This is a genomic window from Kitasatospora sp. NPDC087271 (assembly GCF_044744605.1).
In the GTDB taxonomy this organism is placed as follows: domain Bacteria; phylum Actinomycetota; class Actinomycetes; order Streptomycetales; family Streptomycetaceae; genus Kitasatospora.
The window spans coordinates 253099-275750 of sequence record NZ_JBIUYQ010000006.1; the positions used below are offsets into that span (position 1 = coordinate 253099).

The 22652-nt window shown below is 74.9% G+C and carries 23 protein-coding genes; 9 read left to right on the forward strand and 14 right to left on the reverse strand.

Annotated elements, in window-relative coordinates:
• Positions 1-21: 21 nt before the first annotated feature.
• Both ACIO9K_RS13255 and ACIO9K_RS13260 read right to left on the reverse strand, forming a co-directional pair.
• On the reverse strand, positions 22-990 hold the full coding sequence (locus ACIO9K_RS13255) for a D-2-hydroxyacid dehydrogenase family protein (RefSeq protein WP_363625523.1): 969 nt from the start codon (positions 988-990) through the stop codon (positions 22-24).
• Between the two features lie 133 nt (positions 991-1123).
• Positions 1124-1846, reverse strand: a complete 723-nt coding sequence (locus ACIO9K_RS13260; protein ID WP_400329366.1) for a rhomboid family intramembrane serine protease — start codon at positions 1844-1846, stop codon at positions 1124-1126.
• A 226-nt stretch (positions 1847-2072) separates the two neighbouring features.
• Between ACIO9K_RS13260 and ACIO9K_RS13265 the strand changes: the two genes are divergently transcribed.
• The 4 genes from ACIO9K_RS13265 (at position 2073) to ACIO9K_RS13280 (ending at position 5734) form a co-directional block, all read left to right on the forward strand.
• The gene (locus ACIO9K_RS13265) at positions 2073-3002 is read left to right on the forward strand and encodes an aldo/keto reductase (protein WP_363625519.1); all 930 of its coding nucleotides are present in this window, start codon (positions 2073-2075) and stop codon (positions 3000-3002) included.
• Positions 3003-3106: 104 nt separating this feature from the next.
• Positions 3107-3790, forward strand: coding sequence for a histidine phosphatase family protein (locus ACIO9K_RS13270; protein ID WP_400329369.1), 684 nt, complete (start codon positions 3107-3109; stop codon positions 3788-3790).
• Positions 3791-3898: 108 nt separating this feature from the next.
• The gene (locus ACIO9K_RS13275) at positions 3899-4492 is read left to right on the forward strand and encodes a TetR/AcrR family transcriptional regulator (protein ID WP_363625515.1); all 594 of its coding nucleotides are present in this window, start codon (positions 3899-3901) and stop codon (positions 4490-4492) included.
• Between the two features lie 153 nt (positions 4493-4645).
• Complete coding sequence (locus ACIO9K_RS13280; protein ID WP_400329372.1) at positions 4646-5734, forward strand: SDR family oxidoreductase; 1089 nt, start codon at positions 4646-4648, stop codon at positions 5732-5734.
• Between the two features lie 135 nt (positions 5735-5869).
• On the opposite strand, the gene ACIO9K_RS13285 is transcribed toward ACIO9K_RS13280, so the two are convergent.
• Positions 5870-6700 (reverse strand): alpha/beta fold hydrolase, encoded by an 831-nt coding sequence (locus ACIO9K_RS13285; RefSeq protein ID WP_400329375.1) that lies wholly within the window; start codon positions 6698-6700, stop codon positions 5870-5872.
• Positions 6701-6757: 57 nt separating this feature from the next.
• Here ACIO9K_RS13285 and ACIO9K_RS13290 point away from each other — a divergent pair, with 57 nt between their 5' ends.
• Positions 6758-7231 (forward strand): MarR family winged helix-turn-helix transcriptional regulator, encoded by a 474-nt coding sequence (locus tag ACIO9K_RS13290; protein ID WP_363625509.1) that lies wholly within the window; start codon positions 6758-6760, stop codon positions 7229-7231.
• Positions 7232-7274: 43 nt separating this feature from the next.
• On the opposite strand, the gene ACIO9K_RS13295 is transcribed toward ACIO9K_RS13290, so the two are convergent.
• The 3 genes from ACIO9K_RS13295 to ACIO9K_RS13305 are packed head-to-tail and all read right to left on the reverse strand — an operon-like array spanning position 7275 to position 8720.
• A complete protein-coding gene (locus ACIO9K_RS13295) occupies positions 7275-7961 on the reverse strand; it encodes a class I SAM-dependent methyltransferase (protein ID WP_400329378.1) in 687 nt (228 codons plus the stop codon).
• Positions 7958-8464, reverse strand: a complete 507-nt coding sequence (locus ACIO9K_RS13300; RefSeq protein WP_400329381.1) for a hypothetical protein — start codon at positions 8462-8464, stop codon at positions 7958-7960. The genes ACIO9K_RS13295 and ACIO9K_RS13300 overlap by 4 nt, the downstream gene beginning before the upstream one ends.
• A 25-nt stretch (positions 8465-8489) precedes the next feature.
• Positions 8490-8720: a hypothetical protein gene (locus ACIO9K_RS13305; RefSeq protein WP_363625503.1), complete on the reverse strand. Its 231-nt coding sequence runs from the start codon at positions 8718-8720 to the stop codon at positions 8490-8492.
• Between the two features lie 143 nt (positions 8721-8863).
• Here ACIO9K_RS13305 and ACIO9K_RS13310 point away from each other — a divergent pair, with 143 nt between their 5' ends.
• The gene (locus tag ACIO9K_RS13310; RefSeq protein ID WP_400329384.1) at positions 8864-9487 is read left to right on the forward strand and encodes a hypothetical protein; all 624 of its coding nucleotides are present in this window, start codon (positions 8864-8866) and stop codon (positions 9485-9487) included.
• An 85-nt stretch (positions 9488-9572) separates the two neighbouring features.
• Here the strand turns inward: ACIO9K_RS13310 and ACIO9K_RS13315 are convergent, their stop codons facing one another.
• From ACIO9K_RS13315 to ACIO9K_RS13335, 5 genes are all read right to left on the reverse strand, one after another.
• On the reverse strand, positions 9573-11720 hold the full coding sequence (locus ACIO9K_RS13315; RefSeq protein ID WP_400329387.1) for an acyltransferase family protein: 2148 nt from the start codon (positions 11718-11720) through the stop codon (positions 9573-9575).
• A 197-nt stretch (positions 11721-11917) separates the two neighbouring features.
• Positions 11918-13645, reverse strand: a complete 1728-nt coding sequence (locus ACIO9K_RS13320) for a cellulose synthase catalytic subunit (RefSeq protein WP_363625497.1) — start codon at positions 13643-13645, stop codon at positions 11918-11920.
• A 199-nt stretch (positions 13646-13844) separates the two neighbouring features.
• Positions 13845-14435, reverse strand: a complete 591-nt coding sequence (locus ACIO9K_RS13325; protein WP_400329391.1) for a GNAT family N-acetyltransferase — start codon at positions 14433-14435, stop codon at positions 13845-13847.
• Between the two features lie 242 nt (positions 14436-14677).
• Entirely contained in the window at positions 14678-15307 is a 630-nt protein-coding gene (locus tag ACIO9K_RS13330) for a maleylpyruvate isomerase N-terminal domain-containing protein (RefSeq protein WP_400329394.1), read from the reverse strand.
• A 98-nt stretch (positions 15308-15405) separates the two neighbouring features.
• Positions 15406-16035, reverse strand: coding sequence for a TetR/AcrR family transcriptional regulator (locus tag ACIO9K_RS13335; protein ID WP_400329397.1), 630 nt, complete (start codon positions 16033-16035; stop codon positions 15406-15408).
• A gap of 207 nt (positions 16036-16242) precedes the next feature.
• Here ACIO9K_RS13335 and ACIO9K_RS13340 point away from each other — a divergent pair, with 207 nt between their 5' ends.
• The 3 genes from ACIO9K_RS13340 to ACIO9K_RS13350 all read left to right on the forward strand — a co-directional run bounded on the left by ACIO9K_RS13340 (position 16243) and on the right by ACIO9K_RS13350 (position 18838).
• On the forward strand, positions 16243-17001 hold the full coding sequence (locus ACIO9K_RS13340) for an SDR family oxidoreductase (protein WP_363625491.1): 759 nt from the start codon (positions 16243-16245) through the stop codon (positions 16999-17001).
• Positions 17002-17111: 110 nt separating this feature from the next.
• Entirely contained in the window at positions 17112-17870 is a 759-nt protein-coding gene (locus ACIO9K_RS13345) for an SDR family oxidoreductase (RefSeq protein ID WP_400329601.1), read from the forward strand.
• Positions 17867-18838, forward strand: a complete 972-nt coding sequence (locus ACIO9K_RS13350) for an NADPH:quinone oxidoreductase family protein (RefSeq protein WP_400329400.1) — start codon at positions 17867-17869, stop codon at positions 18836-18838. The genes ACIO9K_RS13345 and ACIO9K_RS13350 overlap by 4 nt, the downstream gene beginning before the upstream one ends.
• Before the next feature lie 46 nt (positions 18839-18884).
• Here ACIO9K_RS13350 and ACIO9K_RS13355 read toward each other — a convergent pair whose 3' ends face one another.
• The 3 genes from ACIO9K_RS13355 to ACIO9K_RS13365 form a co-directional block, all read right to left on the reverse strand.
• On the reverse strand, positions 18885-20174 hold the full coding sequence (locus ACIO9K_RS13355) for an alpha/beta hydrolase family protein (RefSeq protein ID WP_400329403.1): 1290 nt from the start codon (positions 20172-20174) through the stop codon (positions 18885-18887).
• 137 nt (positions 20175-20311) lie between these two features.
• Complete coding sequence (locus ACIO9K_RS13360; protein WP_400329406.1) at positions 20312-21523, reverse strand: acyl-CoA dehydrogenase family protein; 1212 nt, start codon at positions 21521-21523, stop codon at positions 20312-20314.
• A 3-nt stretch (positions 21524-21526) separates the two neighbouring features.
• Positions 21527-22555, reverse strand: a complete 1029-nt coding sequence (locus ACIO9K_RS13365) for a phosphotransferase family protein (protein ID WP_400329409.1) — start codon at positions 22553-22555, stop codon at positions 21527-21529.
• Positions 22556-22652: the final 97 nt, after the last annotated feature.

The following is a 22652-nucleotide window of genomic DNA, read 5'->3' on the forward strand; positions in this document are numbered from 1 at the left end:
GGGGTCAGCCCAGCCCAGGGGTCAGCCCAGGCGGCGGATCGGCTCGCCGGCCAGGTAGGCCGCGATGTCCTCGACCGCCTCGCCGTAGTAGCGGCGGTAGTTGTCGCGCGACACGTACCCCAGGTGCGGGGTGGCCAGCAGCCGGGGCGCGGTGCGCAGCGGGTGCTCGGCGGGCAGCGGCTCGACGTCGAAGACGTCCACGGCGGCGCCCGCGATCCGGCCCCCGGTGAGCGCGGCCAGCAGCGCGTCCTGATCGACGATCGCCGCCCGGGAGGTGTTCACCAGGTACGCCTCGGGCTTCATCAGCGCGAGTTCGGCCTCGCCGAGCAGCCCCCGGGTGCGCTCGCCCAGGGCGAGGTGGATCGAGACGAAGTCGGCGCCGCTCAACAGCTCCTCCTTGCCGGCGGCCCGGCGCACGCCGACCTCGGCGGCCCGCTCGTCCGTGAGGTTCTGGCTCCAGGCCAGCACGTCCATGCCGAAGGCCAGTCCGACCCGGGCGACCAGGCCGCCGATCCTCCCCAGGCCCAGCAGCCCGAGCACCCGCCCGTGCAGGTCGGCGCCGACGGTGCTCTGCCAGGGGCCGCCCTCGCGCAGCGCCGTGCTCTCCGGCACGATGCCGCGGGCCAGGCCGAGCAGCAGCGCCCAGGTCAGCTCGACCGGCGGGGTGGAGGAGCTGGCCGTCCCGCAGACCGTCACGCCGTGCGCCTCGGCGGCCGCGTAGTCGATCACCGAGTTCCGCATGCCCGAGGCGACCAGCAGCCTGAGCCTCGGCAGCCGGGCGAACAGCGAGGCCGGGAACGGCACCCGCTCGCGCAGGGTCACGACGAAGTCGAAGTCGGCCAGCGCGGCGGCGAGTTCGTCCTCCGACCCGAAGTGCTCGGAGAAGGCGGTCACCGCCACCCGGTCGGAGACCGGGGACCAGTCGACGATGCTGGTGGCGACGCCCTGGAAGTCGTCGAGGACGGCGCAGCGAAGGGTCCGAAGTGTCATGCCCGCACTCTCCCAGACGCCGACCGGCGCCCGGCGTGCCAGGCCCCGGTCCGAGCCACGGGTCTGCGAGCTTGGCCCCGGGGGTGGACCACCGGCACCGGAGCACGGGGAGGCGCGCGATGGCCAAGCCCCGTCACGCCACGGCGGGCTGCCCGGTCGGCCTGGCCCTCGTCCCGGTGGCGAGCGCCAGGCCGAGCAGGCAGCCCGCCACCAGGCCGGCGCCGTGGTTGTTCCGCAGCGCGCACAGGAACAGACCGGCCACGGGGATGAGCAGCAGGTACCAGGTGCCCTTGAAGGTGAGGCCCAGGGTGTTCCCGCGCAGGAGGCAGGTGACGGCGAGGGCGCCGAGCAGGCCGCAGACGGCCACGGAGTCGCCGCCGCCGCGCGGCGACCAGCCGGCCAGGCTCACCACGTGGGCGAGGACGCCGCTGGCGAGGAAGACGGCCAGGGTCCGCCACCACCCGAGGACCGACTCGGTGACGGCGCCGACCACGAGCAGGGCCGGCAGGTTCATCGCGATCTGCGCGATCCCGGAGGACTGCACCAGCAGGGCCGTGCCCGCCCGCCACCACTGCCCGTCGGACAGCGCTCCCGGCTGCCGCATCAGATCCTCGACCAGGGCGGGCACCGCGTACTGGAGCACGGCCATCACCGCCATCACCGCGAACAGTGTGAGGGTGGCGCGGGGCCGCCGCGCCAGGGCGGCCCGGACCACGGCGAGCACCCCGCCCGGCCCGGCGCCCGCCGGGGCTCCTGCTCCCTGACCAGCGGCGGAGCCGGCCAGCACCAGCGCTTGCAGTCCCACGCTGACCACCACGGCGGCGCTCGCGTACAACCCGATCTCGTGCGGCGACATCGCCGACCCCCCGTTCACCCGACCCTGGGCGCTCCCGCCCGTCGACGCGCCCCATCATCCCGGTCGGGCGGGGCCCCGGACCAGGGCGGGTGATCATGGAAACGGCATGACGGTTGTCACAGTCCCGACTGCTCCGCCGTCACCTCCGCCTCCGCGGATTCCGCGAGTTCCGCGGGGATTCGTACATTCCCGAATCGCTGGCGGTCGGGGCAGTGCAGTGGCGATCATGACGGGCATGACCTCCGACAACGCCTTCACCGCCCCCGTCACCGCTGCCGCCTCCGGCAGTTGGACGCTCGGCGACCGCACCGTCCACCGGATCGGCCTCGGCACGATGCGCCTGCCGCAGACCGGCCGGGCGCTCGTCCCCGACGCCGTACCGCGCGACCGCGAGCAGGCCGTCCGGGTGCTGCGGCGCGCCGTCGAACTGGGCGTCAACCACCTCGACACCGCCGCCTTCTACTTCTCCCCGCTGCGCTCCGCCAACGAGCTGATCAACCGGGCGCTCGCGCCGTACGCCGACGACCTGGTGATCGCCACCAAGGTCGGCCCGGGCCGCGGGCTCGACGGCGAGTGGGTGGAGCACGCCCGCACCCCGGAGCGGCTGCGCGGCCAGGTCGAGGAGAACCTGCGCCAACTCGGCCGCGACCACCTCGACCTGGTGAACCTGCGGATCGTCGGCACCGACTCGATCGCCGAACGCTTCGGCGCCCTCGCCGAGTTGCGGCAGGCCGGGCTGATCCGCCACCTCGGCCTCTCCAACATCCACCCGCACCAGCTCGCCGAGGCGCAGGCCGTGGCGCCCGTCGTGTGCGTGCAGAACCCGTACGGCATCGGCGCCTCGCCCGAACAGGACGCCGTGCTGCGGCTCTGCGGCGAGCAGGGCATCGCCTTCGTCCCGTTCTACGCGATCGCCGGAGCCGGGCGGGAGTCCGGCACGGGCGGCGCCGAACCCGCCCAGGTCCGGGCGGTGGCGCAGGCGCGCGGGGTCGGCCCGGCCCAGGTCCGCCTCGCCTGGACGCTCCACCAGGGCCCGCACGTCCTGGCCATCCCCGGCACCGGCGACCTGGCGCACCTGGAGGACAACATCGCCGCCGGGGCGCTGCGCCTCTCCCCGGAGGAGTTGGCGCTGCTCCAGCAGGCGCACACGGGCTGATCCGGAACCGGGCGGGGCCGCGACGGCGTCGCTCCGGGACGAGCCCAGGATCACCGGCGAGCACGAGAGCACGCACGCCGACACGAACGAAGGAGTCCCGGAGCATGGCCGAGTCCGCCACCCGCTACCTCTACCTGACCCGCCACGGCGAGGCCGCGCCGGACGGCAGCGGGCTCACGGCCGACGGACGCCGGCAGGCCGTCCTGCTCGGACGGCGGCTGGCGGACCGCCCCATCGCAGCCGTGCACCACGGACCGCTTCCCCGGGCCGCGCAGAGCGCCCGGCTGATCGCCGAGCAGTTGGGCGGCGGGCGGCCGGGCAACGAGCCGTTGGGCGGCGGGCCGTTGGGCGGCGGCTGGCAGGCCGGCGCGGTCCCGACGGTCTGCGAGGAGGCCGGCGACTACGTGCCGTACGTCCCGGAGCGGCACGAACTGCCCGCCGACAGCGCCGACTACCTGCTGGACTTCCTCGCGCAGTCCACGGCGGAGGAGCGAGCCCGCGGCCCGGAGCTGGCGCGCCGGGCCGTCCAGCGGTTCACCGGTCCGGTGGCGGGCGGCGAGGACCGGCACGAACTGGTCGTCACCCACGCGTTCCTGATCGGCTGGCTGGTCCGGCACGCCCTCAGCGCCCCTGCCTGGCGCTGGCTCGGCCTCAACTCCTGCAACGCGGCGCTGACCGTCATCCGCTACACACCCGGCCGCCCCTCCTACGTGCTGCTCCACAACGACATGCGCCACCTGCCCGACGAGCTGTGCTGGACCGGCTTCCCGTCCGAGGCCCGGTGCTGAGGCCCGGCTTTGAGACGCGGTACTGAGGCCAGGCGCTGAGGCCCGGTACTGAGGCCAGGCGCTGAGGCCCGTCGACAGGAATATGCAGACCGGTCTATTGTTTTCCGCATGGGAGTCAAGGGTGAGGAAACCCGGGCCCGGCTGATCGCCGGCACCCGGACGCTGATCGAGGCACAGGGCTACTTCGGGACCGGCCTCAACCAGATCGTGGCCGCGACGGGCGCACCGCGCGGCTCGCTCTACTTCCACTTCCCCGAGGGCAAGGACCAACTGGTCGCCGCCTCCCTCGTCCAGGCCGGGCAGGAGGTCGAGGACCTGCTCGCCGCGCTGGTCGCCGAGGGCGCCGGCAGCGGAGCGCTCACCGAGCGGCTCACCGAGGTCTTCGCCGAGCGACTGGCGGGCTCCGACTACACCAAGGGCTGCCCGATCGCGACCGTCGCCCTGGAGGTCGCCGGCACCAACGAGCCGCTGCGCGCCGTCTGCGCGGAGGTGTACGAGAGCTGGCAGCGCGTGCTGGCCGGCCGGCTGGAGGCCGAGGGCTTCCAGCCGGCCGAGGCCGCGACCGCGGCCGGGCAGGCACTGGCGCTGATGGAGGGCGCGGTCCTGCTCGCGTCGGTCCGGCGCAGCCGCGAGCCGCTGGACCACGCGCTGCACGCCGTCCGCCACCTGCTCGGCGCCAAGCCGGCCGCCCGCACCGCGTAGGGCGTCGCGGGGCGGAGCCGCCGCCGACCGGTGCGCGGCTCCGCCCTTCCGACCCTCCCGATCCCTTGTGCCCGAATCTCCCGTGCCCGAAGTTTCCTCGCGCCCGAAAAATATGCAGACCGGTCTACAGATTACAGCGTCAGGAGTTGCCCCATGCCGCCCCTCCCGCCATCGCCCCGCACCCTCGTCCTCGGCGCCACCGGCTTCCTCGGCCGCTGGCTCGTCCTCGAACTCCTCACCCGCGGCGAGCCCGTGGCCGCCGCCGTGCGCGGCGTCGGCCGCGACACCGGACTACGCCGCTGGCTGCGCACCCACGGCGCCGACGACACCGTGCTGACCACCGTCGCCGCCGACCTCACCCGCCCCGGCCTCGGCCTCTCCCCCGAGGACGACGCCCGGCTCACCGAGGTCCGCGACGTCCACAACCTCGCCGCCCGCTACCAGTTCGGCCTCACCCGCGACCAGGCCGAACCCGCCAACGTCCACGGCGCCCTGCACGCCCTCCACTGGTCCGCCACCCGGCCCCGGCTGCGCCGCCTGGTCCACCTCTCCGGCTACCGCGTCGGCCGCGACCCGCGGCCGCAGTACCCGCCCAGCCCCCGCGCCACCACCGCCGCCTACGCGCGCCTCGGCGCGTACGAGGCCTCCAAGCTGCTCGGTGACGCCGCCGTCCGGGTCACCTCACCCCGACTCGGCGTCCCGCTCACCACCGTCAACCCCAGCAGCGTCATCGGCCACTCGCGGACCGGCGAGGCCGGCCAGTACCTCGGCCTGGCCCAGCTCGTCCGCCAGTTGCACCGTGGCCGCCTGCCGCTGCTGCCCGGCACCCGCCGCACCTTCCTGCCCGTGGTCACCGTCGACCACCTGGCCCGCTTCCTCGCCGCCGTCCCCGCGCACGACAGCGCCACCACCCCCGCACCCGACGGCTCCGCCCTGATGGCCCACACCGTCCTCGACCCCGCCACCCCCGTGCTCCCGGACCTGATCGCGCTCATCGCCGCCCACCTCGGCGTCCGCCCGCCCCGCGGCCTGGTCCCCGTCGCCATCGTCCGCCGCCTCCCCCGCGCCCTCACCGGCGCCGACCCGGAGACCCTCGGCTTCCTCTCCGAGGACCGCTACGACACCACCTCCGCCGACCGCCTCGCCACCGCCGCCGGCCTCGTCCACCCGCCCCTCGCCCCGGCCCTCCGGCGCTGGGCCGACCGGCTGGTCGCCGAGGACTTCGGCACCCCGCCCCGGTGAACCACGGCGCGCCGTGCGGGTCCATGACGAGCACGAAGCGGCCCGGCCGGCCAGCCGGCCAGCCGGTGGCGAACTGCCGCTGTCAGCCTTGGGGTGAGACTCCATCCGGAAGGCGCCCGTGAGCAGGATCCACCGTCAGCCCCCGTGCACCGGCAGGGTCCGGAGGAAGTCGTCGAGGAGCTCGTTGAAGGCGTCCGGGCGTTCCATGTTGGGGTAGTGGCCGGTGCCGTCGACCGTCGTCGTACGGCCGTCGGCGACGCTGCGGACGAGGCGTTCGGCCATGCCGAGGTGGTCGTCGGAGTCGATGCCGCCGTTGATGGCCAGCACCGGGACGCCGATCTTCGCCGCCCGCGCCCAGGTGTCGGTGACGGGCACCTGGTGGTCGGGTTCGGTGGGGGTGTGCTTGGCGAGGGTTCGCCGGGTCATGTCCTTCAACGTGCGCACGATGTCCGGGTCGACGTCGTCGAGGGTGCGGTGCGGGCCGGCCGCGAGCCGGGTGAACGCCGTGATCCAGCCTTCGAGGTCGCCCGCGGCCATGGCGCGGGCCTCCTCGGCCTCGATCTCGCCGAGCCACGGGTCCTTGAACTCGGGTTCGCTGGTGCCGACGCCGCTGACGACCAACGCCTCGACCACGTCCTGGTGTTCGAGCGCGGTGTCGACGGCGATGGCGCCGCCCATCGACAGCCCGACGAGGATCGCGGGGCCGGTGCCGAGGTGGCGCAGCAGGGCCGCGAGGTCGTCGGTGTGCCGGAACGGGCCGGTCGCGTTGGAGGATCCGCCGTGGCCGCGGGCGTCCGGCGCGATCACCCGGTAGTCGGCCGCGAAGGCGGCGATCTGGTCGCTCCACATGCGGTGGTCGAGCAGGCCGCCGTGCACCAGCACCAGGGGTCGGCCCGACCCGGTGTCACGGTAGGCGAGGTGGCTGCGGCCGTCGTCGAACGAGAACACGTCAGATGCGTCAGTCATGACAACCAAGTTGTCATCCCCCGCGAGGATTGGCAACCCAGGTGCCATGATGACGGGGTGACCGATACCGATGCCCCGCTCCCGCCCGACGTCCTCGCCCACCGGCTCATGGACGTGTTCGACCTGGTCGGCCCGCTGTACCGGCGGGTGCTCCGCAAGGTGGAACTCGCGGCTCCCATCGAGGGGCTGTCCGTCGGCGTGCGCGCCGTGCTGCTCCTGCTCGCGGAGCACGGGCCCATGACCGTCCCCCAGATGGGCCGCGCACAAGCGCTGAGCAGGCAGTTCGTGCAACGCATGGTCAACGACGCGGTAGCCCTGGACCTGGTCGAGATCACCCCGAACCCCGCCCACCAGCGGTCCTCGCTGATCCGGCTGACCGACCGCGGCAGGGCCGCCGTCTCCGCCGCGAGCGCCCGCGAGCACGCCCTGCTCCGCCAGGTCGGCGGCGAGCTGACCGACGCCGACCTGACCGCCTGCGTGCACGTCCTCACGCAGATGCTCGAACTCTTCGACAACGTCGACGTGAACTGACCCCCGTACCGCGCAGGCGCGGCCCGGACGGCAGGAGAGCGGCCTACCCGAAGACCAGGCTCGTCCAGCGGACGCCGGACCGGCCGTGCAGGTCGCCGCGTTCGGCGCGGTGGAGCAGTCGCAGGCCCCGGGCGGCGGCGAGCGCGACGGTCTCCTCGGGCGGGACGTCGAACATCCGGCGGCCCGGCGGGACGGGGCCGTGGCGCAGGGTCAGGGCGAGGCGCCCGCCCGGGGCCAGCAGCCGACCGAGGGCGGCCATCGCCAACGGCCGCTCGGCGGGGGCGAGATGCATCCAGACGGCGGTCAGCAGGACCAGTTCGAAGCGTTCGGCGCCGGCGCTCAGCCGCGGCAGCTCGGGCAGCGCGTCGGCGACCCAGCGCACGCCGGAGCCCGCGTGCAACCGCTCGGCGACGGAACGGAGTTCGGCGGTCGGCTCGACGGCCACCACCGGATGGCCGAGGGCGGCGAGGGCGGCCGCGTCGCGCCCGGTGCCGGCCCCCACGTCGAGGACGGCGGCGGGCGGGGGCGGGTAGCTGTGCAGCAGGTCCGCGTGGACCTCGGCGAAGGTCACGCTCTCGTACTGGACGGCGAGTTCCTCCGCCGCCTCGGCGTAACCGGCGGTGCTCGAAAGCCCGCCCACCCCTTTCACGTCCTCCACCCCGTCCAACTCGTCCACCCCGTCCGCCCCGCCCAACTCGTCCAACTCGTCCAACTCGTCCACCCCGATCATGCCTTCCGGTCCCGGACGACCACCGCGTCACCGGCCGCCGCCGCGTGGGCGAAGAAGTCCCGCAGCTCCCGCAGGTCGGCGACCACCCGGGACGCCCAGGTCTCGGACCACGGCGTCGGGTACCCGAGGCGCGCGACCGTCCGGGCCAGCACGGTGTCCTGCTGGCGCACGAGTTCGCCGAGCGCCGAGTCGCGCAGGAAGGTGAAGGCGGCCGCGACCTGCGCGGGGCTCAGCACCAGCGGATCGGTCTGCGCGGCGTCGGGTTCACGGCGCTCGCCGCCGTACACGGGCAGGCGGGCGGCCGGGTCGGGGTGCAGGCCGTTCTCGGTGAGGGCCAGTTCCATCAGCCGGGCGGTGCTCCGCACGCCCAGGAGGAGCCCGGCGGAGGCCAGCTGGTCGTAGCGGACGTCCTGCCGGTCGGGGACGAGCTCGCCGAGTTCCGTCGGCGAGCAGGTGTCGACCTCCTGGCCGGGCAGGCGGCGCCAGAAATGATCCACGCTCACCCGGACAGCGTAACGAAAGCGCGGCTCACGCCTCGCCGGGGTGCCAGAGGGGCCACTCCCAGGGGCGATCCGCCCAGTGGACGCGGACCGGATCTCGCGGGTCGAGGTCCGGGAAGAGCTGGTGGATCCGGGGCTCGAACTCCTCGGGGGCGAGCGGCTCCCAGCCGTGGCCCGCGAAGTGGACCAGGCGGTAGCGGCTGTCGGTCCGGAAGTCGGCCACCTCGACCAGGTGCTTGGACGTGCTGTTGGTCTCCATGCCCCCAGCATGTGGCGCGGCGGCAATCGGCGCCCCTCCAGACCCCTCTTCCGGGTCATGTCCCGGCGTCGGCGCGCTCGTTGAGCACGGGGAAGGCATGACGGGGGATTCGGTGGGGGGTTCGGCGCTGGAAGGACGACAAGATGACTGGGCAGCCCACCGGAGGACAGTGGCAGTGGCCGCAGGACGCGTGGCAGCCACCCCCGGTACCCACCGGGTTCGCGCCGGCCCCCGTTCCGGCGCCCGCACCGGCGTCGCGGCGGTCGCGGAAGGTGTGGGCCGCCGCGACCGTCGGGACCGTCGCCGTCCTCGCCGCCGTCCTGGCGATGTGCGGGCCGGGGTCGGGAGACGAACTGGACGTGGTGGCCCTGCCGCACGCCTCCCCCTCCGCGTCCGACCCCGCGGCGCCGGACCCGCCCGCGTTCTCCCCGCTCCCCACCACGCCCGCGCCGTCCCCGCTGCCGCCGCCCACGCCACAGGGCGCCGGACCGGCCCTGGCCACGGCCACCGCGGCGGCCGCGCCGAACGAGGACGAGCCGGCCGACGCGCAGCACGCGGCGACCGCGCACCCGAAGCCCGGCCGCACCGCGCACCCCTCGCCGTCGGCCCACGGCACCGCCCCCACCGGCGCCACCCCGGCGGCTCCGGCCCCCGGCGCGGCGCTGCCCACCCTCGGCGCGGGCGGCATCTGCGACCAGGCCGAACGCGTCGGCCGCTGGCCCGCGGGCTCGGAGCAGGCCCGCCTCTGCCACAGCATCTACGGCTGAAAAAACGCCTGCGGCACCCGCACCCGCACGACGAGGGCGCCCCGCCGGACCGATCCGGCGGGGCGCCCCAAGCGGTGGAGCCGCGCTACCCGGCCCCCTCCAGGATTCCCTTGTCCAGGCGCGGCGCCAGGACCCGGGCCAGGGTGTCGGTGATGTGGCCGGTGTCGCGGTACAGCACCACACCTTCCAGCACCGCCGGGCAGTCCGGTCCGCTGCCGGGGCACAGCAGCGGGCCCAGGTCCAGGGTGCGGACGCCGTAGCGGGCGGCGAGGCCGCCGTCGAGCATCGGGTCCGGCTCGAAGGCGGTGTCGCGCGGGAAGAAGCAGGCGTCCGAGCGGCCGTCGGATGCGGCGAGGCAGGTCGGGATGTCCTTGCCGGGCATCGGGGTGTCGCCGAGGTAGGCGAGCGGGGCGCCGACGGCGGCGAGGCGGTCCAGGGTGCGGGTCCAGCCCTGGGTGCGTTCCTCCTGGCTGCCGTAGCGGTTGAGGCCGGCCATCAGGACGAGGCGCGGCCTGGGCCCGGAGGTGAGCCGGGTGAGGGTGTTCTCGCGCCAGCGGTCGCACTCCTCGAAGGTGCGGCCGAGGACGTTGTTGCGCACGGTGAGGGTGGCGAGCGGGCAGCCGGGCTTGACCAGGACCTCCAGGGCCCAGTGCCGCTGCTCGGCCATCGCGAGTGCGGAGGATATCCACTGGCCGGCGTGCGAGTCGCCGAGCAGCACGATCCGGTCGGGGCTGTCCTCGGCGCCGAACAGGCAGCGCGGGCTGCTGTCGGCGTTCAGCGGGATCTCGCAGCCCTTGCCGGGCGGGAAGTCCTCCCGGGCGCGGGCCAGCGAGGGGGTCAGGCCGAGCACCCGCGCGCCGGGGGCGAGCAGGGTGGGGCCGGTCGGGGCCCCGGCCGGGGCGGCGGAGGGGGTGTCGGCGGTGCCACCGAGGGCGCGGACCGTGCCGCCGCCGAGGGCGAGGGCGGCGATCAGCGGGATGACGAGCGCGCTGGCGCCGACCGCGAGGCCCCGGCGCGGCGCCGGGCTGCTGCCGTAGCGCAGCGGCTGTTCGACGAGCCGCATGGTGAGCCAGGCGGGCAGCGCGCTGGCTGCGGCGAGGGCGGCCAGGGTGGTCCAGGGCAGGGCGCCGTAGCGGGCCTGGGCGATGGTCAGCACCGGCCAGTGCCAGAGGTACCAGGCGTATGACAGGCGTCCGGCGGCGCGCAGCGGGCGGCTGTCGAGGAGGCGCCCGGCGTCGGTGGCGCCGAGCGCGCGGTGGGCGGGGCCGGCGAGCAGGACGGCGGCGGCGCCGAGGACGGGCACCAGCGCGGCGGTGCCGGGGAAGGGGGTGTTCCGGTCGTAGAGCAGGATCGACGCGAGGACGGCGGCGGCGCCGGCCCAGCCGAGCAGTCGCAGCGACCAGGCCGTCCCGCGCCGCTGCGTGCGGCCGGCCAGCGCGCCGGCGAGCAGCGCCGCGCACGCGCCGGCCGCGAACTCCCAGAGCCGGCTGCCGGTGGAGAAGTAGGCGAGCGGTGCCGAGGTCGCCGTCCACCGGACGCACAGCAGCAACGAGACCGCGCCGATGGCCGTGGTGGCCAGGGTGATCGCGACGGTGCGGCGGCGACCGTGCAGGAAGCGGGCGAGGCCGAGCAGCAGAACGCCCCACAGCAGGTAGAACTGGTTCTCCACGCCGAGCGACCAGAAGTGCTGGAGCGGGCTCGGGGCGTGTTCGGCGGCCAGGTAGTCGGTCTGCTGGCCGACGAAGCGCCAGTTGACGAACTGTCCGGCGGAGGCCATCAGGTCGCGGGCGAGGTCGGTGCCGCGCAGCGGGTCGAGCAGCGCGCCACCGGCGACGGCGGTGGCGACCAGGACGGTGGCGGCGGCGGGCAGGATGCGGCGGGCGCGGCGGGCGGCGAAGTCCCACAGGCCGATCGGGCGGCCGAGCAGCAGTCCGGTGATGAGGAAGCCGGAGATGACGAAGAAGACGTCGACGCCGACGTAGCCGCCGGCGAAGCCGGGAACGGCGGCGTGGTAGGCGAGGACGGAGAGGACGGCGACGCCGCGCAGGCCCTCGATGTCGGGGCGGAAGCCGGTGCGCCGCTGGGCCTGCGGCGGTGCGACGGCTTCTGCGGAGGGGCGCCGCTCGGGCGCGGCCTGCCGGTCCATTCGGACGACGCCGGGCAGCAGCTCGGCCGAGGCGGTGGCGGCAGGGGAGGAAGGGGACGACGACGGTGGTGGTACGGCCGTTGACACGGCGGTGCTCCTCGCAGGGGCAGGCAGCGGGTGGTCGGGACCGCCGGGCCGATGGGGCGGCCGGGCGGCGCATCCGCGCCGGTGGGGCGACGCGTTGGGAAACGCGGTGGATCCGAACGAAGTTGATGGGTCGTCAGACATCGACTTTGACGTCAGGAGTTGATGGAGCGGAATCGACGAGCTGAGTTGACGAAGCGTCAGAAAATCAGCGGATCGGCCCAGCCGGAGGCCAGCAGCCCGCAGAGCAGCAGCACGGCGGTGACGGCGACGGCCTCCGCGTGGCCGAATCCCAGGTCGGACCGGCGCCGCACGGGCGGGGCGACCTCTCCGACGGCGGCCCCGTTGCCACCGCGCAGGAGCGGCCACAGGGACCGGATCAGCGGGATCATGGTGTACGCGGTGAGCGCGAGCAGCGCGGTGAGCGCCCAGTAGGGCTGCCAGCCGTACAGCACGGCCGCGCGCACGAGTCCGGCGATGCCCGCGAGGACGACGAACCCCAGCCAGCCGACGCCGATCCGGGCGACCGCCTTGGCCAGTGAACTGCCGCCCGACACGGCGCCGGTGGGCACCCAGTCGGCACTGCGGCGGCGCAGCGCGTGCGCGATGGCGACCACGTGGCAGAGTCCGCCGAGGAGTTGGACCCGGGTGACCTCGAAGCGCCAGCGGGTGCGGGACATCGCGGGCAGCAGGACGAGCGAGACCCAGATCGGCGGCAGGAACGGCAGCACCTGCCACGGCTGGATCTCACCGGGGGCGAAGAACAGCATGATCAGGGCAGGCAGCGGGACGGCGAAGACGTTCACCGCGCTGGTGACGTAGCCGAGGATGCCGTTCCAGAAGCAGAGCCGGGCGGAGCGAGGGAGCGGTCCGCGGCGGAAGTCCGGGTCGCGGACGAGCGCCAGGGAGCCGAGGCACCAGCGGTACTGCTGGCTGATGAAGGCCGGGAGGCCGGTGGGCGACATGCCCTTGGCGACCAGGGCGGGCACGTACCGGGTGGTCCACCCGGCGCGGGCGAGCGAGAGGCCGGTGTAGAGGTCCTCGCTGTGGTCGATCTCGGCGAAGCCGCCGACGCGCATGAGTGCGGCGCGGCGGTAGAGGGCGTTGGTGCCGCAGCAGACGGTGCCGTCCTGCGCGTCCCGGGAGGGCTGGATCCAGCGGTAGAAGATCTCCTGGGTGGCTCCCGCGGCGCGTTCGAGCCAGGACATGTCGGCGTCCGTGTCGAAGCACTGCGGGCTCTGCACGATGCCGACCTCGGGGTTGTCGAGGTAGGGCACCAGGTGGTGCAGGAAGTCGGGGCGGGGGCAGAAGTCGGCGTCCAGGACGGCGACGATCTCGCCGTTGCCCTCGGCCAGGCCGTGGTTGAGGTTGCCGGCCTTCTTGAACCGGCCGCGGTCGGGGCGGGCCCGGTACTGGAAGCCGTAGGACTCGGCGAGTTCGCGCACCTCGGGGCGGGCCGCGTCGTCGAGGACGATGACGGTCAGCGCGCCGGCCCACTGGACGGCGGCGGTGTGGCGGTAGGCGTTCTCCAGGACGGCCAGCGGCTCGCCGGCGGTCGGCAGCAGCAGGTCGACGCTCGGGTGGCGGGCGGGCTGCCAGGCGCGCATCAGCAGGTCGTGCGAGTCGCGGGTGTAGCGGCGGGCGCGCTGGCCGTCGGTGAGCGAGAGCAGCCAGGTGGCCGCGTTGAGCACGGTGAGCACCAGGAAGGGCCAGAGCAGCGGCCGGCTGAGGGCGAACAGGCCGAGGGTGGCGGTGGCTCCCGCGTAGGAGAGGGTGGCGCAGAGCAGCACCCAGCGGCGCTGCGGGCCGAAGTACCAGTAGAGCTCCTCGTCGTCGGGCGGGCTGGGCAGGCGGAGGTCGGGGTCCGCGGGGATCCGGCGCGGGCCGGCATCGGGCGCGGGCATGGCGGTGCCATGGAGTACGGGCATGCGGAAGTGGCCCCCCTGGGCATGGGACGGAACGTGGCCGTTCGCCCTCAGCCTCTCACATTGGCCTAGACCAATCATGAACGAGGTATGACATCTCCGCATCGCCCCTGGTCAGTGACTTGACATGGCATCACGTACCGACGAACCGTCAAGCGATCATGGATTCGACCCCGAGCACCGCCGGCCCGCGCCCCGTCGGTCAGGCCTTCTCCAGCGACCCGTTCAGCGCCTTCGTCAGCGCCTTCGTCAGCTTCTCGAACCGCAGATCAGGGCGCAGCGGGACGCCGAAACGCTCGTCGCCGTACGGGAACGGGGTGAAGACCCCGGTCCGGCGGAAGCCGCGCCGCTCGTACCACGCGATCAGGTCGGCGCGCTGCTCGATCACGGTCATCTCCAGCTCGCCCACGCCCCACTCCTGGCCGGCCAGCCGCTCGGCCTCGGCGAGCACGGCCCGGCCGAGACCGCCGCCCTGGAGCCCGGGGCGCACCGAGAACATGCCGAAGTACGCACGGTCCCCGCGGTGCTCCAGCTGGCAGCAGGCGACCAGCCGGCCGTCCCGCTCGGCGACCAGCAGCACCCCGTCGGAGCGGCCGATGACCTCGGCGACGCCCTCGGCGTCGGTGCGCTGGCCCTCCAGCAGGTCCGCCTCGGTGGTCCAGCCGGCCCGGCTGGCGTCGCCGCGGTAGGCGGACTCGACCAGTTCGACCAGCGCCGGTACGTCGGCGAGGGTGGCGGGGCGGAAGGAGGGCTGCCCGGTGGGCCGGGCGTGGCTGGGGATGGTCTCGGACATGGCGGGTCCTCATTCTGCGTGCGGTGGAACCGCCCGCCGCTCGTGCCTGCGGCGTGGCGCGGGCCGTCCCTGGTGACCGGCCTGCGGGCATCGTGCCACAGCCCGCGAACCGGCCCCGAGACCCGGGACCTGCGGCGACGGCCCCCACGGGCCCGGCCGACGGGGCGCGGGCCCGGCCGCCGTCCACCCCGGGCACAGCTCCGCCGGCTCCGCCGTCGCGGCCTACGCGCCGCGCCCCGGCGTCAGCGGATGACGGGCAGGACCGCCGTGGTGCCTCGACCGGCCGCCGCCTCGATGAAGGCCGCCGGGTCGGCGACCTCGGCGAGCAGGGCGCGGGTGAAGTGCAGGGCGCCGTCGGACGGCGGCGGGCCGCCGATCGCCGCGATCAGGTCGAGCAGGTGGACGGTCGCCTCCATCAGCGCCACCTCGCCGAGCGCGCCGACCGTCACCGAGCCGAGCAGCGGGTGGGCCACCGCGGCGGTGGGCGCCAGGTCGGCGATGCCGGCCAGGGCCGCCGGGCCCTCGGCTCCGAACCGGGCGACCAGCTCGGCCGGTTCGGCCGCCGCGGCGGTCTGCTTCGCCGTCTCGGCGACCTGCTCGGCCGCGGTGTGCGCGATCCCGCCCGGCCGGTTGTAGGCCCGCAGGATGCCGACCCCGGTGGTCACCTCGGCTGGGCCGTCCACCAGGGCCCCGCGCAGCCCGGCGAACATCTCCGGCACCGGCGCCACGTGCGCGTACAGATCCCGGACGGTCCAGCCGGGCAACCGGGTGGCGAGCCCCCACGACGCCTCGTCCAGGGCCGCGCCGCGTTCCGCCCAGGAGGCCCAGGCCTCGGCCAGCAGGGCGGGCACATCGCCGGTCTGACGCGTCATCGGTCCTCCTCGGAACACATGGCAACTGAGTTGTCATCCTACCGGCCGCCGGCCGAGGACGTTCGGAAAGCCGAGGACTGGCCGGTCGGCCCGGCGGATCAGATCCGGGCGCCGAGCATCCTCAGCACCAACTCGCCGTAGCGACCGCCGAGTTCATCCGGCGTCTCGGTGGAGCGGTCGGTGAACCAGCGGGAGACGTCGATGCCCAGCGAGGTGACCGCGCGGGCCGCCGTCCGAACCTCGGACACCTGGAAGACACCGGCCCTCACGCCCGCCTCGATCAGCGTGCTGACCTCGCGCTCGATGTCCAGCCGCAGCGCCGCGACCACCGCGTAGGCGTCCTCGGGCAGCGCGTGCAGCTCGTAGTTGACCACCCGGCCGACCGTACGGGCCCGGGCGTGCCAGGCGGTGAACTCCTCGACCAGCCGGCGCATCCGGTCCACCGGGCCGCCCTCGCCGGACGCCGCCGCCCGGACCAGCTCCAGCGTGGCCGCGTGCCCGGCCTGGCTGATCTCCGCCAGCAGCGCGGCCTTGGACTGGTAGTGGATGTACAGCGCCGCCGGGCTCATCCCGGCGGCGGTGGCGATGTCCCGGGTGGTGGTGGCGTGGAAACCGCGCTCCGCGAAGGATTCGACGGCCGCCTGGAGCAGCCGGTACGCCGCCTCGGGGCGGGAGTCGGCGCCGCCGGGCAGGGTGCGCCAGAGGTCGGCGATGGGCGTGCTGGTCATGGCGCCATCCTCCCAGAGAACTCGTACACGCATTCCCGCCGCCCGGTCGACGGACTGTTGACAGGCTCCCGCACCGACACCATGCTGAGCAAGCGCTTAGTCAGCCGGTGGTCCGGCACACCCGCCGGCCAGGCACCCCCGCCGAACCGGCGTCTCCGTCCACCCGGCACCCCCGTCGAACGTTCCGTGCGAAAGGCAGGACCCTCCGTGGCGCACTCCTTCAAGGGCCGGGTGGCCGTCGTCACCGGATCGAGCCGGGGCATCGGCCTCGGCATCGCACGCGAGCTGGTCGCCCGCGGCGCCAAGGTCTGCCTGACCGCCCGCAACCCCGAGCCGCTCGCCGAGGCCGTCCACGACCTGGGCGGGCCGGAGAACGCCATCGCCGTCGCCGGGAAGACCGACGACCCGGTCCACCAGGAGGAGGCCGTCGCCCGCACCCTGGAGGCCTTCGGCCGGCTCGACCACCTGGTCAACAACACCGGCATCAACCCCCTCTACGGCCCGGTCCTCGACACCGACGAGGCCGCCGCCGCCAAGATCCTCGCCGTCAACGTGCTGGCCCCGCTGGCCTGGACCCGCCGCGCGCACGCCGCCTGGATGGGCGAGCACGGCGGCTCGGTGGTCAACGTGGCCTCCGTCGCGGGCATCCGCTCCTCGCTCGGGATCGGCATGTACGGGGTCAGCAAGGCCGCACTGATCCGGCTCACCACCGAACTCGCCGCCGAGCTGGGCGGCCAGGGCATCCGGGTCAACGCCGTCGCCCCCGCCGTGGTCAAGACCAGGTTCGCCGAGGCCCTGTACGAGGGCCGGGAGGAGCAGGTCGCCGCCGCCTACCCGCTCGGCCGGCTCGGCGTGCCCGAGGACGTCGCGGGCGCGGTCGCCTTCCTGCTCTCCGCGGACGCCGCCTGGATCACCGGCCAGACCCTGGTCGTCGACGGCGGAGTCACCCTCGGCGGCGGCCTGTGAGCGGCGCGGCGGACACGGCGGCAGCGGACACGGCGGCAGCGGACCAGGAGGCCCCGGCAACGGACACCGCGGACACGGACGCTCCGGCGACGGACTTCGCCGGCCAGGGCGTGGTCGTGACCGGCGGCGGGCGCGGCATCGGCGCCGCCCTGGCCCGGGCCTTCGCCGCGGCCGGCGCCCGGGTGGTGGTCAACGACCTGGACGCCGACGCCGCCCGCGCCGTCGCCGGGGACTGCGGCGGCACCGCCGCCCCCGGGGACGCCGCCTCCCCCGAGGGGCTGGCCGCCCTGGTCGGGCAGGCCCGGGCCGCGCTCGGCGAGATCGACGTGTGGTGCGCCAACGCGGGCGTCGCCCCGGTCGGCGGGGCCGACGCGCCCGCCGCGGCCTGGGCGAGCGCCTGGGAGGTCAACGTCCTCGCCCACGTCCGGGCCGCCGACCTGCTGCTCCCCCGCTGGCTGGAGCGCGGCGGCGGCCGCTTCCTCGCCACGGTCTCCGCCGCCGGGCTGCTCACCATGTTGGGATCGGCCCCGTACTCGGTCACGAAGCACGGCGCGCTCGCCTTCGCCGAATGGCTCTCCGCGACGTACCGCCACCGCGGCGTCCGGGTGCACGCGCTCTGCCCGCAGGGCGTGCGCACCGACATGCTCGCCTCGACCGGCGCGGTCGGCGAGGCCCTGCTCGCGCCCACCGCGCTGGACCCGGAGGACGTCGCCGAGGCGGCGCTGGCCGGGCTGCGCGAGGGCCGCTTCCTGATCCTGCCGCACCCCGAGGTCGCCGAGTACTACCGGGTCCGGGCCACCGAACCGGACCGCTGGATCAACGGGATGAACCGGCTCCAGCAGGGGCTGGAGAGGAGCGAGGCGCTGTGAGGGCCTGGCAGGTGGAGCGGCTCGGCGAGCCGGGCGAGGTGATGCGGCTGGCCGAGGAGGTGCCGCGGCCGGTGGCCGGGCCGGGGCAGCTGCTGGTCCGGGTGCGGGCCGCGGCGGTCAACTTCCCGGACGCGCTGATGGTGCGCGGCCAGTACCAGGTCCGCCCGCCGCTGCCGTTCACGCCCGGCGTGGAGCTGTGCGGCGAGGTGGCGGACGGCGCGCGGCGGGGCGAGCGGCTGATCGGCAACCCGGTGCTGCCGCACGGCGCCTTCGCCGAGTACGCGCTGCTGGACGCGGCCGCCGCCTTCCCCGCGCCCGGGGCGCTGGACGACGCCGAGGCGGCCGCGCTGCACATCGGCTACCAGACCGCGTGGTTCGCCCTGCACCGCCGGGCCCGGCTGGCGACCGGCGAGACGCTGCTGGTGCACGCGGCGGCGGGCGGCGTGGGCAGCGCGGCGGTCCAACTGGGCCGGGCCGCCGGGGCCCGGGTGGTCGCCGTGGTCGGCGGCCCCGCCAAGGCGCAGGCGGCCCGGGCGCTCGGCGCCGACCTGGTGGTGGACCGGACGGCCGGGGACTTCGTCGCCGCCGTCAAGGAGTTCACCGGCGGGCGCGGCGCGGACGTGGTCTTCGACCCGGTCGGCGGGGACGCCTACACCGGCTCCGCCAAGTGCGTCGCCTTCGAGGGCCGGATCGTGGTGGTCGGCTTCGCCGCCGGCCGGATCCCGGCACCGGCGCTCAACCACGCGCTGGTGAAGAACTACGCCATCCTCGGCCTGCACTGGGGCCTCTACAACACCCATGACCCGCAGGCCGTCCGCGCCGCCCACGACGAGCTGACCCGCCTCGCCGCCCAAGGGGTGGTCCGCCCCCTGGTGAGCGCCCGGGTGCCGCTCACCGGGGCCGCCGACGCCGTCCAGCTCGTCGCCGACGGGCGCAGCACCGGCCGGATCGCCGTCCTCGGGGACTGACGGCAGGCTCGACGGGAGCGCGGTGCGGTGGTCGGCGGATGTTGCCCTACCGCGCGTACTCCATCTCCGGGAAGCGCGCCGAGGGCCCGTCCAGCAGGTGGTCGTCGTGTCCGCGCAGCCAGCGGTCGAGGAAGGACGCGACGTAGGAGCGGGTGGCGAGCACCGCCCGGTCGGGGCGGACGTCGCCGACGTCGGCGCTCAGCCGCTCCGGGGTGATCGCGCCCTGCCGGGCGAGCTGGGGCAGCAGGGACTGCGCGTCGGTGTAGGAGCCGTGCCGGGAGCCGTTCAGCGTGACGTCGGCGTGCCAGCCGGTGCTGTGCTGCCAGAGGGCGTCCCAGCCGGGCTGCCGGTGGTGGTCCCCGGAGTCCTCGTTGCGGGTGCCCATCAGCAGGAACGGGCGGTCCAGGCCGTCCTGGGCGACGCTGGGCAGGTACACCCCGGTGTGACCGTCGGGGCCCGGGAAGTGCAGTTGGCCGTCCAGGTTGACGCCGGCCGCGATGCGAGGGTCGTCGTGCATGGTCTGGAGGGCGGTGAAGCCGCCCGCCGAGTGGCCGACCATGCCGATCCGGTCGAGGTCCAGCGAGGCGGCGAGACCGGCCGGCAGCCGTGGATCCAGGCGCAGGCCGCCGAGTTCGTCCAGTACGAAGCGGGTGTCGTCGACCCTGGTCCGCATCGACTCGCGCAGCACCGCGCCGATGTCCAGGCCGGGCTGTCCGACCAGCGCGGGGAACACGGAGGTGGCCAGCTCCCCGTCGGGGAAGGCGACTTCGGAGGCCTCGTAGGTGTGGTCCAGCGTGACCACGACGTAGCCGCGCGAGGCCAGGTCCTCGACCAGCCCGGTGCCCCAGGTGCGCGGGTCGCCGAGGCCGGCCGAGTACAGCACCACCGGGCGCGGGCCGCCGGGCAGGGCGGGGGCGTCGGGCCGGGCGTGGGTGCGGATGCCCGCCCAGTCGGTGCGGCCGGGCGTGGCGCCGTGGTTCGCCTGGCCGATGCTGCCCTCGGTGCCGAAGTGTTCGCCGGCGGCGGGGTCCATGTACCGGGCGCGGTCGGCGCCGGTGGCCGGGCGGGCGGTCGGGTACCAGAGGCTGATCATCAGCTCGCGGCGCTGCCCGGGCTTCCAGGGGTCCTCCCGCCCGGTGTCGGTCAGGTGCAGCGTGGCGGTGCCGATCGGGTACGGCCCGGTGGGCTCCGGCAGCCAGGCCCGGGCCTGCCGCTCGCCGCCGCCGTCCGCCCCGGGCGCCGGTGCTGCCGCCACCGCCCCGGGGGCGCCGACCACTCCGAGCACCGCCGTCGCCGCCAGCAGTACCGCCGCCGCGGCCCGTCCCCGCCCGCCCATGATGTCTCTCCTCGTCCCCGTCGACCTGCCGGCCTGCTGATCTGCCGGCCTGCTGATCAGGACAGTACGGGCGGGGGCGGGCCGCGGCCGTCATACCCAGGAGCCAACCCGCCCCTGAGTACTCCGGTATGACACCCCTACGGGTGCCGCCGCAGCTCCCGCCGGGCCAGCGAGCGCTTGTGCACCTCGTCCGGGCCGTCGGCCAGCCGCAGGGTGCGGTTGCCGGCCCAGAGCTGCGCGAGCGGGGTGTCCTGGCTGACGCCCGCGGCGCCGTGCGCCTGGACGGCCTTGTCGAGGATCCACTCGACGGTGCGCGGGGTGGCGATCTTGATCGCCTGGATCTCGGTGTGCGCGCCCCGGTTGCCGACGGTGTCCATCAGCCAGGCGGTCTTGAGTACGAGCAACCTCAACTGCTCGATCCTGACCCGGGATTCGGCGATCCAGTCCTGCACCACGCCCTGCTCGGCGAGCGGCCGGCCGAAGGCGACCCGCCCGTTCACCCGGCGGCACATCAGCTCCAGGGCGCGCTCGGCGATGCCGATCGCGCGCATGCAGTGGTGGATCCGGCCGGGTCCGAGCCGGGCCTGGGCGATGGCGAAGCCCGCCCCCTCCTCCCCGATCAGGTTCCCGACCGGGACGCGGACGTCCTCGAACAACACCTCGGCGTGGCCGCCGTGGTCCGCGTCGTCGTAGCCGAAGACCGTCATGCCGCGCCTGACGGTGACGCCGGGGGTGTCGCGCGGGACGAGCACCATGCTCTGCCGGCGGTGCGGTTCGGCGGCCGGGTCGGTCTTGCCCATCACGATGAGGATCCGGCACTGCGGGTTCATCGCCCCGGTGATGTACCACTTGCGGCCGTTGACGACGTACTCGTCGCCGTCGCGCTCGATCCGGGTGGCGATGTTGGTGGCGTCCGAGGAGGCGACCTCGGGCTCGGTCATCGCGAAGGCGGAGCGGATCTCGGCGTCCAGCAGCGGGCGCAGCCAGCGCTCGCGCTGCTCGGCGGTGCCGAACTGGGCGAGCAGTTCCATGTTGCCGGTGTCGGGGGCCGCGCAGTTGAGCGCGGGCGGGGCCAAGTGCGGGCTGCGGCCGGTGATTTCGGCGAGCGGTGCGTACTGGAGGTTGGTCAGGCCGGCGCCGCCCTCCCCGGGGAGGAAGAGGTTCCACAGGCCCTGTTTGCGCGCCTCGGCCTGGAGTTCGGCGACCACGGGCGGGATGCTCCAGGCCTCGCGGGCCGGGTCGGCGAGCTGCTGCGCGAGGGCCGCCTCCGCCGGGTGCACGTGCTGGTCCATGAAGGCCAGCAGCTGCTCGCGGAGTTCGTTCGTGCGGGCGTCGTAGGCGAAGTCCATCGGTCAGTGCTCCTTGAGGGTGCTCAGGCCGTACCGGGCGAGGATCGGGGCCATCTCGCCGGCCCGCTCGAAGCCCGCGCCGAGGGTGCGGCCCTGCTGGTAGCGGTAGTGGATGCCCTCGGCGACGACGGCGAGCTTGAAGGAGGCGAAGGCGACGTACCAGTCCAGGTCGGCGGCCTGGCGGCCGGTCAACTCGGCGTAGTACGCGACCAGTTCGTCCGGCTTCGGGAAGCCGGGGGCGGTCGCTGCGGACGGGATGATGCCGCCGCCGACGCCGGCGACCTCGGTGTACATCACCAGCAGGCCGACATCGGTGAGCGGGTCGCCGAGGGTGGACATCTCCCAGTCCAGCACGGCGGTGATCGCGTCACCGTCGCCGACCAGCACGTTGTCCAGCCGGTAGTCGCCGTGCACCAGGGCGGGCGCCGGGGAGATCGGCCGCCGCTCGGCGAGCAGGGCGTGCAGCCGCTCCACGTCGGGCAGTTCGCGACTGCGGGAGTTGGCGAGCTGGGTGGACCAGCGCCTCAGCTGGCGCTCCAGGTAGCCGTCGGGGCGGCCGAAGTCCGCGAGGCCGACGTCGGCCGGGTCGATCCGGTGCAGGGCGGCGAGGGTGTCGACCAGTCGCCGCCCGAGCGCGTGGACGCGCTGCTGGCCGAGGGCGGCGAACGGGGCGCGGGCCCGGTGCGCGAGGCCGGGGACGAACTCCATCAGGTACCAGGGGGCGCCGAGCACCTCCGTGCCGGGATCGAGCAGCAGGGTGCGCGGGACGGGCACGTCGGTGTCGCGCAGTGCGGTCATGACGCGGTACTCGCGGCCCATGTCGTGCGCGGTGGCCAGGACGTGTCCGAGCGGCGGGCGGCGCAGCACCCAGCGGCCGGTGCCGTCGGTGAGGACGTACGTGAGGTTGGAGCGGCCGCCCTCGATGAGGTCGGCCCGCAGCGGGCCCTGGACGAGCCCGGGCAGCTCGCGGTCCAGGTGGGCGCGGAGGCGGGCGAGGTCCAGCCCGGGCGGCTCGGCGGGGGTCTCGGGCATCGGGCAGCTCCTCGGGGTCCTCGGGGTGTGGCCTCGTTGACTAAGCGCTTGCTTAGCATTCAGCCGGACGCCGCCCGCTGTCAATGCCACCCCGCAC

Bases quoted from the DNA above. Each gene is read 5' to 3' on its own strand.
- ACIO9K_RS13325 (WP_400329391.1), bottom strand. From the start codon at position 14,435: ATGTCCGAGACCATCCCCAGCCACGCCCGGCCCACCGGGCAGCCCTCC.
- ACIO9K_RS13295 (WP_400329378.1), bottom strand. From the start codon at position 7,961: ATGATCGGGGTGGACGAGTTGGACGAGTTGGACGAGTTGGGCGGGGCG.
- ACIO9K_RS13310 (WP_400329384.1), top strand. From the start codon at position 8,864: ATGACTGGGCAGCCCACCGGAGGACAGTGGCAGTGGCCGCAGGACGCG.
- ACIO9K_RS13285 (WP_400329375.1), bottom strand. From the start codon at position 6,700: ATGACTGACGCATCTGACGTGTTCTCGTTCGACGACGGCCGCAGCCAC.
- ACIO9K_RS13255 (WP_363625523.1), bottom strand. From the start codon at position 990: ATGACACTTCGGACCCTTCGCTGCGCCGTCCTCGACGACTTCCAGGGC.
- ACIO9K_RS13260 (WP_400329366.1), bottom strand. From the start codon at position 1,846: ATGTCGCCGCACGAGATCGGGTTGTACGCGAGCGCCGCCGTGGTGGTC.
- ACIO9K_RS13320 (WP_363625497.1), bottom strand. From the start codon at position 13,645: ATGCCCGTACTCCATGGCACCGCCATGCCCGCGCCCGATGCCGGCCCG.
- ACIO9K_RS13270 (WP_400329369.1), top strand. From the start codon at position 3,107: ATGGCCGAGTCCGCCACCCGCTACCTCTACCTGACCCGCCACGGCGAG.
- ACIO9K_RS13265 (WP_363625519.1), top strand. From the start codon at position 2,073: ATGACGGGCATGACCTCCGACAACGCCTTCACCGCCCCCGTCACCGCT.
- ACIO9K_RS13365 (WP_400329409.1), bottom strand. From the start codon at position 22,555: ATGCCCGAGACCCCCGCCGAGCCGCCCGGGCTGGACCTCGCCCGCCTC.
- ACIO9K_RS13275 (WP_363625515.1), top strand. From the start codon at position 3,899: ATGGGAGTCAAGGGTGAGGAAACCCGGGCCCGGCTGATCGCCGGCACC.
- ACIO9K_RS13305 (WP_363625503.1), bottom strand. From the start codon at position 8,720: ATGGAGACCAACAGCACGTCCAAGCACCTGGTCGAGGTGGCCGACTTC.
- ACIO9K_RS13355 (WP_400329403.1), bottom strand. From the start codon at position 20,174: ATGGGCGGGCGGGGACGGGCCGCGGCGGCGGTACTGCTGGCGGCGACG.
- ACIO9K_RS13330 (WP_400329394.1), bottom strand. From the start codon at position 15,307: ATGACGCGTCAGACCGGCGATGTGCCCGCCCTGCTGGCCGAGGCCTGG.
- ACIO9K_RS13360 (WP_400329406.1), bottom strand. From the start codon at position 21,523: ATGGACTTCGCCTACGACGCCCGCACGAACGAACTCCGCGAGCAGCTG.
- ACIO9K_RS13335 (WP_400329397.1), bottom strand. From the start codon at position 16,035: ATGACCAGCACGCCCATCGCCGACCTCTGGCGCACCCTGCCCGGCGGC.
- ACIO9K_RS13280 (WP_400329372.1), top strand. From the start codon at position 4,646: ATGCCGCCCCTCCCGCCATCGCCCCGCACCCTCGTCCTCGGCGCCACC.